The organism is Nonomuraea sp. NPDC049486, from assembly GCF_040676925.1.
GTDB lineage: Bacteria > Actinomycetota > Actinomycetes > Streptosporangiales > Streptosporangiaceae > Nonomuraea > Nonomuraea ferruginea.
The window spans coordinates 265,762-279,749 of the sequence record NZ_JBFAPV010000003.1 but is presented as its reverse complement, the minus strand read 5'-3'; the positions used below and the strand labels follow the sequence as shown (position 1 = coordinate 279,749).

Here is a 13,988-nt window from a genome sequence, read left to right as displayed (position 1 = left end):
AATCGATGGAGAGCATGGACACACAGCGGCTGCAGTCCGGGCTGCGCCTGGTCGCACGCGGCCTGGAAGAGGTCGGGGCGGCGCTCGGCGAGCACGAACCGGCGAGCGAGGACGAGCGGACGGCCCAGGTGATCCAGGAGTGGGGGTTGCCGCGGGCTCACCCAGAAGGAGTCCTCGGAGCTTCCCAGCGCCACGGGTTCGCCCTCCAGATCACCGAGGGCTGGACACGCGGCGACTGGGTCGAGATCGGCGACGACGGCCTGCGCTACCTCACCGGCAAGTCGCACCGCTGGCTGGAGGAACGGCGACGAGCTTCTCCGTACGCGGCTACGAGATCGACGCGCAGGGCCACCTCGACAACGCAGTACGGCGACCATGCCCGCTGGGAGCTGCTGCGCGCGGCCGGGATCGGGGCGGACGACCTGCGGAGCGGCGTCGGCCCCGTCACGCTGGAGAACACCATCCGCTACCTCCGCGCGGGCGACGAAGTGGACGTGACGTGCGCGTTCGAGTGGAGTGAGGGCAGGACCTTCCGGGTGCGGCAGGAGTTCCCGCGCCCCGCCGGAGAGCTGGCCGCCGAGCTGACGGGCGTCGGCGGGCTGCTCGACCTGCGCGCCCGGCGGCTGCTCGACCTGCGCGCGCGACGGCTGGTCGACGATCCGAAGGCCCGCCGGCGGCCTCACCCGAGCTGCTGGGTCTCTGACCGGAGGCCCCGGATCCGCGCGACGATGGCTAGGCTCGGGATGTGGACGACAAGATCATCAAGGTTCGCGGCGTCACGGTCGAGCTCGAAGGCGTTCCCGTGCTGCGAGACCTGAGCCTGGCGGTCGCGCGCGGCGAGGTGGTGGCCGTCGTCGGCCCCAACGGGTCGGGGAAGTCGACCCTGCTGCGCTGCCTGGCCGGGCTGGTGCCGGTGTCCGCCGGATCGGTCGAGGTGTTCGGCGCGCCCCCGGTCGACGGGCCCGCCTTCTGGCGCCGGGTGGCGTGGGCGGCCGACGAACCGGCGTGGTACCCGGGGTTGACCACGCGCGAGCACCTGGAGCTGATGCGGGCCGTCCACGGCGAACCCCGGCTGGAGGTCGAGGCGGCGCTGGAGCTGTTCGGGCTGTCCGCGCGGGCCGACGCGCCTCCGCTCAACCTGTCCACCGGCCAGCGCCAGCGCCTCGCCCTGGCCGCCGCCCTGATCAGGCCCAGCGAGCTCCTCCTGCTCGACGAGCCCGAGCGCGGCCTCGACGCCGCCTTCCGCGAGCGGCTCGGCGCCCTTCTCGCCGACTACGCCGCCGCCGGCGGCACCGTCGTGGCGGCCACCCACGACGCCGCCCTCGCCACCGGCGCCCGCCAGGTCTTCCCGGGCAACCAGCTCACGTCCTGACCGCCGTCCGATCACCGAGAAGGAACCATGAACGACGCCACCGACGCCCGCCTCGCACGCGCGTTCGTCCGGTCACGGCAGCGCCGGCCGGTCAGCCTGCTCGACCGGTACGTCTCCGTCTTCATGCTGGCCATCGCCGTGGCCGTCTTCGGCAACCCGGTGACCACGGCCGTGACGGGTCTCGCCGGGCAGGTGGACGCGGGCCGGATGGGGCCGGGGGTGGCGCTGGTGATGCTGGCGCTGACCGGATTCCTGGCCCTGGGACGGGCGGCGGGCCCGGTGGTGCTGCCGGCCGCCGACGCCTCGTGGCTGCTGCTGTCGGGCGTCGGCCGCCGAGGGCTGCTAGGGCGGCCCGTCCGGATCCTCGCGGTGATCACGCTCGCGGCCGGGGCGCTGCTCGGGCTGGCGTTGCTCACCGCGCTGGGAGCTCCCGACCAGCTCGTCTGGCGGCTGCTCGCGGCGGTGGTGCTGGGGATGTCGGCGAGCGCCGGCGGGATGGCCCTGGCCGTACTCGGCCAGGGATCGCAGGCGTGGCAGACCTGGTCGACGGTCGCGCTGGTGGCGGTGCTGGCGGTGGCGGTGGCCGCGGCCATCGGACCGGCGCGCGAACCGCTCGCCGCCGTCGCCGCCGCGCCGGTGCAGGCCCTCGGAGCCGCCGCGGCGGGCGCGCTGGCGGCGGCGGCCCTTCTGGTACGTCATGCGTGGACGGCGCTCGACCGGATACCGGCGGGCACGTTGATGGGCGCGGCGACGAGGGCACGCCACCTGACCACGGCGGCGACGCAGCTGGATCCCGGCGCGCTCACCTGGGCGGCCGAGGACGACCACTGGCGGGGCAGGCGGCTGCGTTCCCGGCGCTGGCCGTCGCTGCCGGCCCCGCTCGCGCTGGCCTGGCAGGACTGGCGCCGGGTGGCGCGCCGCCCCGGCCGCCTGGCCCTGATGGCGGCCACCACCACCCTCCCTGCCCTCCTCACCCAAGCCACCGGCGCCGCCCCCACCAACCTTGGCCGCGGATCAGCCACAGAAAGCCTCACGGGGATGCCGGACGCAGGAAGTCCCGCAAGCGCCGGAGGCGGGCAGAGCGCAGAAACCCTTGCGGGGATCGCAGGCGGGCCAACCGCGGAAAACCTCACGGGGATCGGAGGCGGGCCAACCGCGGAAAACCTCACGGGCATCGCAAGCGGGCCAACCGCCGGTGGTGGCGTGCCAATGGAGGGAGTCGGTGCGCTGGTGGGCGGGCTGGCGCCAGCCGCGTTGCTCATCGGCGGGGCGCTGGCCGTGGCGGCGAGCGCGGTGGCCGGGGCGCGGCGGGACGCCGACAATCCGGCGCTCGCCCGGCTGGCCGCCGTCGGCACGCGCGCGGCCCTGCTGGCCCGCGCGCTGCTGCCGGCGCTGCTCGCCGCCGCCTGGATGGCCGCCGCGCTCGGCTGGCTGGCGGCGGCCGGGGCCGTCGCGGGCCCCTGGTGGGCGTTCGGACCACTGGCCGCGCCCGCCCTGGCGGCGGGCGCGCTCCGGATGGCCCGCAGGCCGCCCGTGGACCACTCGCTGCCGCTGATCGACACCCCGGCGGGCGCCATCCCGACGGGCCCGGTGTTCTGGGCGGCCACCGGCCCGGACCTGGCCCTGCTGGGCAGCCTCCCGACGCTCGCCGCACTGGTCACACAGCCCGCGGACCCGTCTGGCCACCTGGCCGCCCAAGCCGTCACCGGCCTAGGCGCGCTCGCCGCGTACGCGTACCGACAGAAGGCTCGATAAGCGCCGACCCGCTGTCTGCCGCGCGTACGCGTACCGACAGAAGCGGTAGAGCCCTTACTTCTTGGGCTTGTCGGAGCCGGAGTCGGTCGACAGCGCGGCCACGAACGCCTCCTGCGGCACCTCGACCCGGCCGACCATCTTCATCCGCTTCTTGCCTTCCTTCTGCTTCTCCAGCAGCTTGCGCTTACGGGAGATGTCGCCGCCGTAGCACTTGGCCAGGACGTCCTTGCGGATGGCGCGGATGTTCTCGCGGGCGATGACCCGGGCCCCGATCGCGGCCTGGATCGGCACCTCGAACTGCTGCCTGGGGATCAGCTCGCGCAGCTTCTTGGCCATCTCGGTGCCGTACGTGTAGGCCTTCTCGCGGTGCACGATGGCGCTGAAGGCGTCGACCGGCTCCCCCTGCAGCAGGATGTCGACCTTGACCAGGTCGGCCTCCTGCTCCCCGGCCGGCTCGTAGTCGAGCGAGGCGTAGCCGCGGGTGCGCGACTTGAGCTGGTCGAAGAAGTCGAAGATGATCTCGCCGAGCGGCAGTGTGTAGCGGATCTCGACGCGGTCTTCCGAGAGGTAGTCCATGCCGAGGAGGTTGCCGCGCCGCCCCTGGCAGATCTCCATGATCGCGCCGATGAACTCGGACGGGGCCAGGATCGTCGACTTGGTCACCGGCTCGAAGACCTGCGCGATCTTGCCGCCGGTGGGGAACTCCGACGGGTTGGTGACGGTCAGCTCGCTGCCGTCTTCCATGATCACGCGGTAGATGACGTTGGGCGCGGTCGAGATCAGCGACAGCCCGAACTCGCGCTCCAGCCGCTCGCGCACGATCTCCATGTGGAGCAGCCCGAGGAACCCGACGCGGAAGCCGAACCCGAGCGCCGCCGACGTCTCCGGCTCGTAGACCAGCGCCGCGTCGTTGAGCTGCAGCTTGTCGAGCGCCTCGCGCAGCTCTGGGTACTCGTCGCCGTCGATCGGGTAGAGGCCGGAGAACACCATGGGCTTGGGGTGCTCGTAACCGGCCAGCATCTCGCCGGCGGACTTGACGGCGGAGGTGACGGTGTCGCCGACGCGCGACTGCCGCACGTCCTTGACCCCGGTGATCAGGTAGCCCACCTCGCCGACGCCCAGCCCCAGCTCGGCCGGGCGCGGCTCGGGCGAGATGACGCCGATCTCCAGCGTCTCGTGGGTGGCGGCGGTCGACATCATGAGGATGCGCTCGCGCTTGCCCAGGTGGCCGTCGACCACCCGCACGTACGTGACGACGCCGCGGTAGGTGTCGTAGACCGAGTCGAAGATGAGCGCCCGCGCGGCCGCGTCGGCCCGGCCGACCGGGGCCGGCACCTCCCGCACCACGTGGTCGAGCAGTTCGCGCACGCCCTCGCCGGTCTTGCCCGACACGCGCAGCACGTCGGACGGGTCGCAGCCGATCAGGCCCGCCAGCTCCTCGGCGAACTTCTCCGGCTGCGCCGCCGGCAGGTCGATCTTGTTGAGCACCGGGATGATGTGCAGGTCGGCGTTCATGGCCAGGTAGAGGTTGGCCAGGGTCTGCGCCTCGATGCCCTGGGCAGCGTCGACCAGCAGGATCGCGCCCTCGCACGCCTGCAGCGACCGGGACACCTCGTAGGTGAAGTCGACGTGACCCGGTGTGTCGATCATGTTGAGGACGTGGCCGTCATACGGCAGCCGGACGGCCTGGGACTTGATCGTGATGCCGCGCTCTCGCTCGATGTCCATCCTGTCGAGGTATTGAGCGCGCATGGAGCGGTCGTCGACCACCCCCGTGATCTGCAGCATCCGGTCGGCAAGCGTGGACTTGCCATGGTCGATATGCGCGATGATGCAGAAGTTGCGGATCAACGCGGGGTCTGTCTGGCCAGGCTGAGTGCGCACCGAAGTCCGTTCCGACAGGTTTGAGGTCAAGCGTCTTTCATGGTGACATGCCCGGGTGATGTCCCGAACCGTCATCCGCCGCGGCCTGCGCCTGATCGCGCTCGCCTCGGTCGTCATGGTCGCGCTGATCGGCGTCTTAGCCGCCGCGTTCCGGCTCCAGTTTACCGGGGCTCCGGCCGGGTGGGCGATGAGCACCGGCAACGACGCCCTCTGGCTGGGCCACATGTGGGTCGACGGCCGCCGCGACGAGCAGGACGTGCGCGTCCTCGCCGAGCGCCTGCGCACCACCGGCGTCAAGGACCTGTACGTGCACTCCGGTCCCTTCGAGCTGGACGGGAGGCTCGATCCGGCCAAGTATCCGAACGCCTCACAGTTCGTCCAGTGGGCGAAACGGCATATGCCGGGCGTGCGCATCTCCGCGTGGCTCGGACAGAAGGTCAAGAACGGCCTGGACCTGGACGATCCCGCCGCCCGCCGGAACGTGCTCGACGGCGTCGCGGCCGTCATGAAGGCCGGGTACGACGGCGTCCACTACAACTTCGAGCCGCTCGGCGACGGCGACACCGACTTCCTCGTCCTGCTGGACGAGACCAGGCGGCACGCCTCCCTGGTGTCCACCTCGACCCCGCAGATCGAGCCGTACCCGCTCATGCGGATCGGCACGAGGGCCGTCATGGGCCACGACAAGTACTGGTCGCCCGGATACTTCCAGGAGGTCATGTCCCGGGTCGACCAGGTCGCGGTCATGACGTACGACTCCGGCCTGCCGCTGGAGTCGCTGTACGGCGGACACGTGGTACGGCAGGCGGAGCTGGCCCTGGACCTGGTGCCCGAGTCGAAGTCCCTGTTCGTCGGCGCCCCCGCCTACCACGACCACGGCGTCCCGTGGAGCGACGCGGCGGAGAGCGTCGCCGTGGCCGGCCAGGGCGCCAAGCTGGCGCTGTCGGAGCACGGCCCGCGCGAGCGGTTCGGGCTGGCGCTGTACGTGGACTTCGCGGCGACCGAGGAGGACTGGCGGGAGTACGAGGAAAACTGGTTATCCTGAAACCGGGCGTTGATTTGAGCGGCCACCTGAGTTATTGGTAGCCTGAGCAACTGCGTGTGGCGCGCCCTCTCTCGAGCCCGCGCGCTTCATCCACCACCTTTAGACTTCACCGAGGCTTCTTCGTGGCGAACATCAAGTCCCAGATCAAGCGCAACAAGCAGAACGAGAAGGCTCGCCTGCGCAACAAGGCTGTCAAGTCCTCTCTCAAGACCGCGGTCCGCAAGTTCCGCGAGGCCGCCGAGCAGGGCGACGTCGAGCAGGCCGCGGCGCTGCAGCAGGTGGCCGCCCGTCAGCTCGACAAGGCCGCCAGCAAGGGCGTCATCCACAAGAACCAGGCCGCCAACCGCAAGTCGGCGATCGCCAAGCAGGCCGCCGCGCTCGCCGCGGCCAAGTAGGCGCCGGTCCGGCCATAGGAGCGCCGCACTCCCTCACGGGGTGCGGCGTTTTCTGCTGCTCGGGCACAGTCCCAAGAGCAATGTCACAGTTTCAATATCACATACGCGTCGCCGGGCCGTATCTTCTCCGTCACCGTTGACATCGCGCTCTTGCCCTCGGTGACGCCCTCCCCAATCCTCCTGAGGAGCGGATGTTGGGGGGTCGGATGCGGGGGCCGTTGGTCGTCAAGCGCGCGTTCAGCGAGCCGCTCCTGCTGTTGGCCGCCTTCGGGTCCATCCTGCTGGCCACCACCACGCTCGTCGCGCTGACCATGTACGCCTCCTCCATCGCCGAGGCAGGCGTGCGCCGGACGATGGAGACCGCGCCGCTGCGCCAGGTGGCGGTGGCGGTGAGCGCCCCGGTGACGGGCGAGACGTTCCCGCGGCTCGACGCGGCGGTGCGCGGCCGGGTGACCGAGTCGCTCGGCGGCACGCCCGCCGCGTTCTCGACGAGCTTCCACTCCGACTCGTACACGATGCCGGGCCAGGAGGGCCGAGAGGTGCCGGAGCTGCTGCGGTTCGGCAGCTACGACGGTCTCGACGGGCATGCCCGGCTGGTGTCCGGCACGTGGCCGGAGCCCGCGGAGGACGGCGTCGTCGAGGCGGCGATCCCGCTGTCCGCGGCGTCGGCCTCCGGGCTGGAGAGCGGGCAGGAGATCACCGTGCGCGGCCGGCTCGACGGCAGGCCGGTGACGGTCCGGGTCACCGGCGTCTTCCAGCTCGCCGACCCGTACGGCGACCGCTGGGCCGGCGAGCAGCTGCTCAGCCGCGGGGTCGAGCACGGCGAGTTCACCACGTACGGGCCGTTGATGGTGCCGCGCGAGACGTTCCTGGCCCGCTTCGCCACCAACGTCGGCACGACCTGGACCGCCGTCCCCGACCTGAGCGCGATCACCCCGGAACGCCTGCGTCCGCTGGCCGCGGGCGTGAGCGGCCTGGCCGAGTCGCTCAAGGCGGACGGCTGCCCGAGTTGCACGGCCGTCACCCGCCTTCCCGGCATGCTGACCCAGCTCGACACCGCCTCGCTGGTGGCCCGCTCCACGATGCTGATCCCGGTGCTGCAGTTGCTGCTGCTCGCCGCGTACGCGCTGATGCTGACCGCCCGGCTGCTGGCCGACCACCGGCGGATGGAGGTGGCGCTGCTGCGCTCGCGAGGCGCCGGCACGCTGCGACTGGCGGCGCTGGCGGGCGGCGAGGCGCTGCTGGTGGCGGTGCCGTGCGCGGTGGCGGCGCCGCTGCTCGGGCCGCCGCTGCTGGCCGCGGTCAACGCGCTGCCGTGGATCGCGGCCAGCGGGGTGCGCCTGGCGCCGGCGGCGGACGCGGGCACGTTCCTGGTCTCGTCCGGCGTGGCCCTGGCCGCCGCCGTGCTGCTCACGCTGCCCGCCCTGGCGGGCGCGCGCCGCACCTACGTCGAGGAGCAGACCGCGCGCGGGCGCGGCGCGGGACGCGGCCTGATCGAGCGGGCGGGCGCGGACCTGGCGCTGCTCGCGGTGGCGGCGCTGGCGATCTGGCAGCTCCGGCACTACGGCTCGCCCGTCACCGGCACCTCCGGCGGAGGGCTGGGCATCGATCCGCTCATCGTCTCCGGGCCCGCGCTGGCGCTGCTCACCGGCGGCATGCTCGGCCTGCGGCTGGTGCCGCGCGTGTCCCGGCTGGCAGAGCGGATCACCGCCCGGCGGCCGGGGCTGGCGCCCGCACTCGGCGCCTGGCAGGTGAGCCGGCGTCCGCTCCGCTACGCGGGTCCCGCGCTGCTGCTCACGATGGCGATCGCGATCGGCATCGTGTCCATGGCCACCGCCGCCACCTGGCGGGGCTCCCAGCTCGACCAGGCGCGCCACCAGGCCGGCGCGGACCTGCGGCTGTCCGGCCCGCCGGACTCGCCCGAGCTGGGGTCGTCCGGGCGGGGCAGCGCGTTCGCGGCGCTGCCTGGCGTGACCACCGCCTCGCCCGCCTTCCGCGGCCAGGTGGAGGTGGGCGGCGAAGGGGCCGTCCTGCTCGCCCTGGACGCCGCCGAGCTGGAGGCGCTCTTCCGGCTCCGCCCCGACCTGTCGGCGCGGCCCGTCGCCGGCATGAGCCGCGCGCTGGCCGCGAACCGGCCCGCGGACGGGGGACTCGAACTGCCCGGCCGGCCCTCTGCACTCGCCGTCGAGGCGCGGATGGACCGCATCCTGCCACTGCGTGTCCGCGTCTCCGACTCTCTCGGCGTGTGGCGCGACCTGCCGCTGACCGCCGCCGGGAACGGCCGGCTGAGCGCTGATCTCAAAGGGCTGGCCGGGCGTAGTGGTGAGATCGCCTACCCACTGGCGGTGCGCGGTTTCACCGCCGGCGCCCCGGCGGAGGGCACGACGGTCGTCACGCTGTCCGGCCTGAGCGCCGACGGGCGGCCGGTCGGCGCGCCCGAGGTGCGGCTGGAGGTGACGGGCGAGCGGCCGGTCGCGGCCGGGTTCGCCCCGGTACGGGAGCGGCTCCCGCTGCCGGTCGTGCTCACCGCCGACCTCGCCGCCGCGAACAAGCTGGCGGCGGGACAGACCGGCCGGATCAACCTGGACCGCGAGGTCGTCGACGTCACCGTGGCCGGGGTCGTCGAACGGATGCCCACCACGGAGCCCGACCAGCCGGCCCTGCTCGCCGACTGGGGGACCCTGCAGGCGCACGGCCTGGCCACCGGGCAGCAGCCCAGGCCCGCCACCGAGTGGTGGCTGGCCGTCGAGGGCGGCGACACCGCGCCGGCCGCGCGGGAGCTGCGCGGCCATCCCGAGTGGGACGTCACCGTGACCGACCAGCGCGAGCTGGCCGCCGGGCTGCGCGACGACCCGCTGGCCAGCGGGCTGCAGGGGGCGCTCATCCTCGGCTTCCTGTCCGCGCTGGTGTTCGCCGCGCTCGGCTTCCTGGTGAACGCGGCCGTGGCCGCCCGCGAGCGGATGGCCGAGTTCACGATCCTGCGCGCGCTCGGCGTCAGCTCCCGGCAGGTGTTCGGGCTGCTGGCGGTCGAGCAGGCGTTCGTCATCGTGCTCTCGCTGGTGGCCGGTACGGCGCTGGCCGTCGTGGTGGGCGGCCTGGTGGTGCCGCACATCGTGCTGACCGGGCAGGCGTCGGCGGTCACGCCCGAGGTGCTGCTCGACATCCCATGGGGAGCGACCGCGGCCCTGCTGGCCGGGGTGGCGGCCGTGCTGTTCGCGATCGTGGCCGTCCTGGCGCGCAACCTGCGCCGCCAGGGCCTCGGCCGGGTGCTGCGCATCGGGGAGGACCAGTGAGGGTGCTGCGGCTCGCCCGGGCGCACCGGGGCGCGGTGGCCGTGCTCGCGCTGCTCGTGCTGAGCGCGTGCGTGCTCGTGGCGGGGCTGCCGCGTACCATGCAGGCCGCCTTCGACGGCGCGCTGCGCCAGTCGCTGGCCGCCGCGCCCGCCTACCAGCGGGACGTGGCCGTGGAGCTGCGCTCGTCAGGTCCGGAGAGCGACCTGCGCGAGCCGTCGCAGTTTGCCTCGTACGGGGAGCAGTACCGGGATCTGGTGCCGGAGCCGCTGAGCGGCCTGCTCGGCGGCGCCGGGCACGCCAGCGCCAAGACGTACGACACGCCGGTGAACGGTTCCGGCGGTCGCACGTACCTCAATCTCGGCTGGCTGTCCGACGGGGAGCGGCGGGTGGAGTGGGCCGAGGGCCGGGCTCCCGGGAGCGTCGGCACGACGCGGTGGCAGGGGCAGACGGTGCCGCTGTACGAGGTGGGGGTGTCGGCGGAGGCCCGCGACATGATGGGGCTGAAGGTCGGCGACCTGAAGATCCTCGGCGAGAGCGACTTCGCGGCCGTGAAGGTCGTCGGCGTCTTCCGCGCCCGTGACGCGGGTGACGACTACTGGTCGCACAACGGTGAGATCCTGCACGTCACGCGGCTGCAACCGCCGGGCTCGCTCGACTACGAGCACTACACCACCGCGCTGATCGCCGACGCCGGGCTGGCCCGGCTGAGCGGCGCGGACCGGAATCTGTCCTACCGCTGGGTCCTGCCGGTGGACGCCGCCCGGACCGGAGCGCGTCAGGTGGACGAGCTGGACGCGGCCGTCACGGAGTTCGAGCGGGTGCTGAAGGTGCAGCCCGGCCTGGTGTCCGGCACCGTCGTCTCCACCGGGCTGCCCGGGCTGCTGGACGGGTTCCGCGCCGCGCTGGCGACCGCGCAGACCGTGATGTTCCTGGTGCTCGGCGGGTTGCTCGTGGTGGCGGTCGGCGTGATCCTGCTGGCCGTGCGGCTCCTCGTCGACCGGATGGACCGGGCGCTGTCGCTGACGCGGGCGCGCGGCGGGTCGCTGCGGCAGGTGGCGGGGACCGGCGCCGGGCTGGTCGCCGTGGTGATCGGGCCGGCCGCCGCCGCCGGGTACGCGCTCTCGTACCTCTTCCCCGGGCCGGTGCCGCCGGTCGTGCACGCCGGGCCTGTCGCGGTGGCGGTGGCGGCGGTGGCGTTCGCCGCCGCGCGGATCGCCGTCGCCCACCGGGCGCCGCTGCACGAGCGGCGTGAGGACGTGGTGGCGGCCCAGCCGTCCACCCGGCGGATCACGCTGGAACTGCTGGTCGTCGGGCTCGCCCTGGCGGGCGCCTACCTGCTGCGCACCCGGGGCACGGCCGCCGGAGGGCTGGACCCGTTCCTGCTGGTGGTGCCGCTCGCGCTCACGCTGGCCGCCGCGCTGATCACCATGCGCTGCTACCCGTACCCGCTGCGCCTGCTGGTCCGGGCCGCCGCCGGGGGCCGGACCGCGGTGGCCTTCCTGGGGCTGACGCGGGCGGCCAGGACGGGCTCGTCCGGTGTGCTGCCGGTGCTGATCCTGCTGCCCGCGCTGGGCGTGTCGGTGTTCGCCTCGGTGATCTCCGGCAGCGTGGCGAGCACGCAGCGGCTGGCCTCGTGGCAGGCCGTCGGGGCGCCGGTCAAGATCACCTCCGATCGGGAGCTCACCGCCGGGGAGGTCGAGCGGGTGCGTCAGGTGCCCGGCGTGGCCCGGGTCGTGCCGGTACAGCTCGCCGACGTGCAGGTCGGCCACACGGCGGAGCGGGCCGAGGTGATCGCCGTCGACCTGGCCGGGTGGCGGGAGCTGGTGGCGGGCGCTCCGGTCAGCCTGCCCGCGCCGCCCGCGGCCGGTTCCGGCATCCCCGCGCTGGTGTCGCACGAGCTGCGCGGGCGCGGCACGTTCGAGATCGGCTGGCAGTCGCGGCTGACGATCACCACCAGGGACGTGGTCACCGCGGTGCCGGGCTTCTTCACCGAGGGCAAGTTCATCGTGCTGCCGTTCGACGTGAACCCGCGGCCGGTGGTCAACGCGCTGCTCGTCTCCGGCGCCGCCGACCGGGCCGCGCTGGCGCGGGCCGTGCCGGACGCCCGGGTGGAGACGCAGGCGGCGACGCTGGCCGCCATCCAGGCCGACCCGATGACCGGCACCGTCAGCGCCACGCTGCTCGTGGTGACGGTGGCGCTCGCCGGGTACGCGCTGGTCGCGGTCCTCATCACGCTGGTGATCGGCGCCGCCGACCGGGCCAGGGCGCTGTCGCTGCTGCGCACCCTGGGCCTGTCCGACCGCCAGGCGCGGCGGCTCACCGTGCTGGAGATCCTGCCGATGGTCCTGATCACCGCGCTGGTCGGGCTCGGCCTCGGGCTCGGCCTGCCGGCCGCGCTCGGCCCCGGCATCGACCTGTCCGCCTACGCCGGCGGGCTGGCCGTCGGCGGCTACGATCTCGACCTGACCACCCCGGCCGCGCTGGCCGCCGGGCTCGCCGTCGTCGCCGTGCTCGGCGCGTACGCGCACGCCGCCATCAGCCGACGCCGCGACGTGAGCGCCGTCCTGAGAGTGGGAGACCTGTCTTGAACCCGACATTGTCCGAGCTGGAGGCGGAGGCCGGCCGGGAGAAGGCCGCTTTCGGAGGTGACGCGCACATCGTCTGCGACAACCTCGTACGCATCTACAAGACCGAGGGCGTCGAGGTGGTCGCGCTCCAGGGCCTCGACCTGGTCGTGGAGAAGGGCGAACTGCTCGCCATCGTGGGCGCGTCCGGGTCCGGCAAGTCGACGCTGCTCAACGTGCTGTCCGGGCTGGACGTGCCGACCGCCGGGGTGGCGCGGGTCGCCGGGATGGACCTGCTGGCGATGACCGCCAAGGACCGGCTGCGCTACCGGCGCGAGGTCGTCGGGTTCATCTGGCAGCAGACCGCGCGCAACCTGCTGCCCTACCTGACGGGGCGGGAGAACGTCGAGCTGCCCATGGTGCTCGCGGGCCGGCGGCGCGGCGAACGGGCGGCCGAGCTGCTCGACCTGATGGGCGTGAGCCACTGCGCCGGCCGCAAGCCGCCGGAGATGTCCGGCGGCGAGCAGCAGCGGGTCGCCATCGCCGTCGCGCTCGCCAACGCGCCGCAGCTCATCCTCGCCGACGAGCCGACCGGCGAGCTCGACAGCGAGACGTCCGAGGAGGTGTTCGGCGCGCTGCGCAGGGCCAACCGCGAACTGGGCGTCACCGTGGTCGTCGTCACCCACGACCCGCTCGTGTCCGAGCAGGTCGACCGCACGATCGGCATCCGCGACGGGCGCACCAGCAGCGAGACGCTGCGCCGCGAGGGCGCCGAGGGGCAGATCGTCGCCGAGGAGTACGCGGTGCTCGACCGGGTGGGACGGCTCCAGCTGCCCCGCGACTTCACGAACGCGCTCGACATGGAACGCCGTGTCCGGCTGGAACTGGAGAGCGACCACATCGGGGTGTGGCCGGTACGGGAGGAGCCCGCCGATGAGCGGTGAGCCGTTGGTCGTGGTCGAAGGGCTGCGCAAGGTCTACCGGACGGGGCCGGAGGAGGTCGTGGCGCTGCGGGAGGTGTCGTTCGAGGCCTACCCGGGCGAGCTGATCGCCGTCCGGGGGCGGTCGGGGTCCGGCAAGACGACGCTGCTCAACCAGGTGGGCGGGCTGGACCGGCCCGACGCCGGGCGGGTGGTGGTGGCCGGGCAGGAGGTCACGGCGCTGCCCGAGGACGCGCTGCTGGCGCTGCGCCGGGACGTGATCGGGTTCGTGTTCCAGTCGTTCGGGCTGATCCCCGTGCTGTCGGCGGCCGAGAACGTGGGCGTGCCGATGCGGCTGGCCCGCATCCCGGTCGAGGAGCGGGAGAAGCGGGTCCGCACCCTCCTCGCCCTCGTCGGGCTGGACAAGCACGCCAACCAGCGCCCGTACGAGCTGTCGGGCGGTCAGCGGCAGCGGGTGGCCATCGCCCGGTCGCTGGCCAACCGGCCGCGCCTGCTGGTGGCCGACGAGCCGACCGGACAGCTCGACTCGCAGACGGGACGGCAGATCATGGAACTGCTGCGCGCCCTGGTCCGCAGCGAGGGCGTCACCGCCCTGGTCGCCACCCACGACCCGAACCTGATCACGCTGGCCGACCGGGTGCTGGAGATCAGCGACGGCACGCTGCGGGAGGCCGCGCTCCAGGAATCCTGACCCGGCGGCGGGCCCGCGTAATCCGCCGGTGGGACCCTGGCCGGGTCG

Annotated in this window: 10 protein-coding genes; 9 read left to right on the top strand and 1 reads right to left on the bottom strand. The window is 73.5% G+C overall.

What is annotated here, in order from left to right; genetic code table 11:
• Window positions 1–14: 14 nt before the first annotated feature.
• The 3 genes from AB0K05_RS10130 to AB0K05_RS10120 are packed head-to-tail and all read left to right on the top strand — an operon-like array spanning window position 15 to window position 3,127.
• Window positions 15–818 (top strand): acyl-CoA thioesterase, encoded by an 804-nt coding sequence (locus tag AB0K05_RS10130; RefSeq protein ID WP_364228304.1) that lies wholly within the window; start codon window positions 15–17, stop codon window positions 816–818.
• On the top strand, window positions 746–1,372 hold the full coding sequence (gene ccmA, locus AB0K05_RS10125) for a heme ABC exporter ATP-binding protein CcmA (protein ID WP_364228302.1): 627 nt from the start codon (window positions 746–748) through the stop codon (window positions 1,370–1,372). The genes AB0K05_RS10130 and ccmA overlap by 73 nt, the downstream gene beginning before the upstream one ends.
• 27 nt (window positions 1,373–1,399) lie before the next feature.
• Entirely contained in the window at window positions 1,400–3,127 is a 1,728-nt protein-coding gene (locus tag AB0K05_RS10120; protein ID WP_364228300.1) for a DUF6297 family protein, read from the top strand.
• A gap of 54 nt (window positions 3,128–3,181) precedes the next feature.
• Here AB0K05_RS10120 and lepA read toward each other — a convergent pair whose 3' ends face one another.
• Window positions 3,182–5,011, bottom strand: a complete 1,830-nt coding sequence (gene lepA / locus AB0K05_RS10115) for a translation elongation factor 4 (protein ID WP_364228298.1) — start codon at window positions 5,009–5,011, stop codon at window positions 3,182–3,184.
• Window positions 5,012–5,069: 58 nt separating this feature from the next.
• Between lepA and AB0K05_RS10110 the strand changes: the two genes are divergently transcribed.
• The 6 genes from AB0K05_RS10110 to AB0K05_RS10085 all read left to right on the top strand — a co-directional run bounded on the left by AB0K05_RS10110 (window position 5,070) and on the right by AB0K05_RS10085 (window position 13,940).
• Window positions 5,070–6,056 carry a hypothetical protein gene (locus AB0K05_RS10110; protein WP_364228296.1) on the top strand — a complete coding sequence of 329 codons (987 nt, stop codon included), beginning with the start codon at window positions 5,070–5,072 and terminating at the stop codon, window positions 6,054–6,056.
• A 122-nt stretch (window positions 6,057–6,178) separates the two neighbouring features.
• A complete protein-coding gene (rpsT, locus tag AB0K05_RS10105; RefSeq protein WP_148033503.1) occupies window positions 6,179–6,451 on the top strand; it encodes a 30S ribosomal protein S20 in 273 nt (90 codons plus the stop codon).
• A 206-nt stretch (window positions 6,452–6,657) separates the two neighbouring features.
• Window positions 6,658–9,744, top strand: a complete 3,087-nt coding sequence (locus tag AB0K05_RS10100) for an FtsX-like permease family protein (RefSeq protein ID WP_364228295.1) — start codon at window positions 6,658–6,660, stop codon at window positions 9,742–9,744.
• Window positions 9,741–12,332 (top strand): FtsX-like permease family protein, encoded by a 2,592-nt coding sequence (locus AB0K05_RS10095; protein ID WP_364228294.1) that lies wholly within the window; start codon window positions 9,741–9,743, stop codon window positions 12,330–12,332. Before AB0K05_RS10100 ends, AB0K05_RS10095 begins: the two co-directional genes overlap by 4 nt.
• Window positions 12,329–13,252: an ABC transporter ATP-binding protein gene (locus tag AB0K05_RS10090; protein ID WP_148033506.1), complete on the top strand. Its 924-nt coding sequence runs from the start codon at window positions 12,329–12,331 to the stop codon at window positions 13,250–13,252. Before AB0K05_RS10095 ends, AB0K05_RS10090 begins: the two co-directional genes overlap by 4 nt.
• Window positions 13,242–13,940, top strand: a complete 699-nt coding sequence (locus tag AB0K05_RS10085; protein WP_364228292.1) for an ABC transporter ATP-binding protein — start codon at window positions 13,242–13,244, stop codon at window positions 13,938–13,940. The genes AB0K05_RS10090 and AB0K05_RS10085 overlap by 11 nt, the downstream gene beginning before the upstream one ends.
• The last annotated feature ends 48 nt before the right edge of the window (window positions 13,941–13,988 follow it).

What these genes read in the sequence shown, in the direction of transcription:
- AB0K05_RS10130 (WP_364228304.1), top strand. Translation starts at nt 15, where the DNA reads ATGGACACACAGCGGCTGCAGTCCGGGCTGCGCCTGGTCGCACGCGGC.
- AB0K05_RS10120 (WP_364228300.1), top strand. Translation starts at nt 1,400, where the DNA reads ATGAACGACGCCACCGACGCCCGCCTCGCACGCGCGTTCGTCCGGTCA.
- AB0K05_RS10110 (WP_364228296.1), top strand. Translation starts at nt 5,070, where the DNA reads ATGTCCCGAACCGTCATCCGCCGCGGCCTGCGCCTGATCGCGCTCGCC.
- AB0K05_RS10100 (WP_364228295.1), top strand. Translation starts at nt 6,658, where the DNA reads ATGCGGGGGCCGTTGGTCGTCAAGCGCGCGTTCAGCGAGCCGCTCCTG.
- AB0K05_RS10085 (WP_364228292.1), top strand. Translation starts at nt 13,242, where the DNA reads ATGAGCGGTGAGCCGTTGGTCGTGGTCGAAGGGCTGCGCAAGGTCTAC.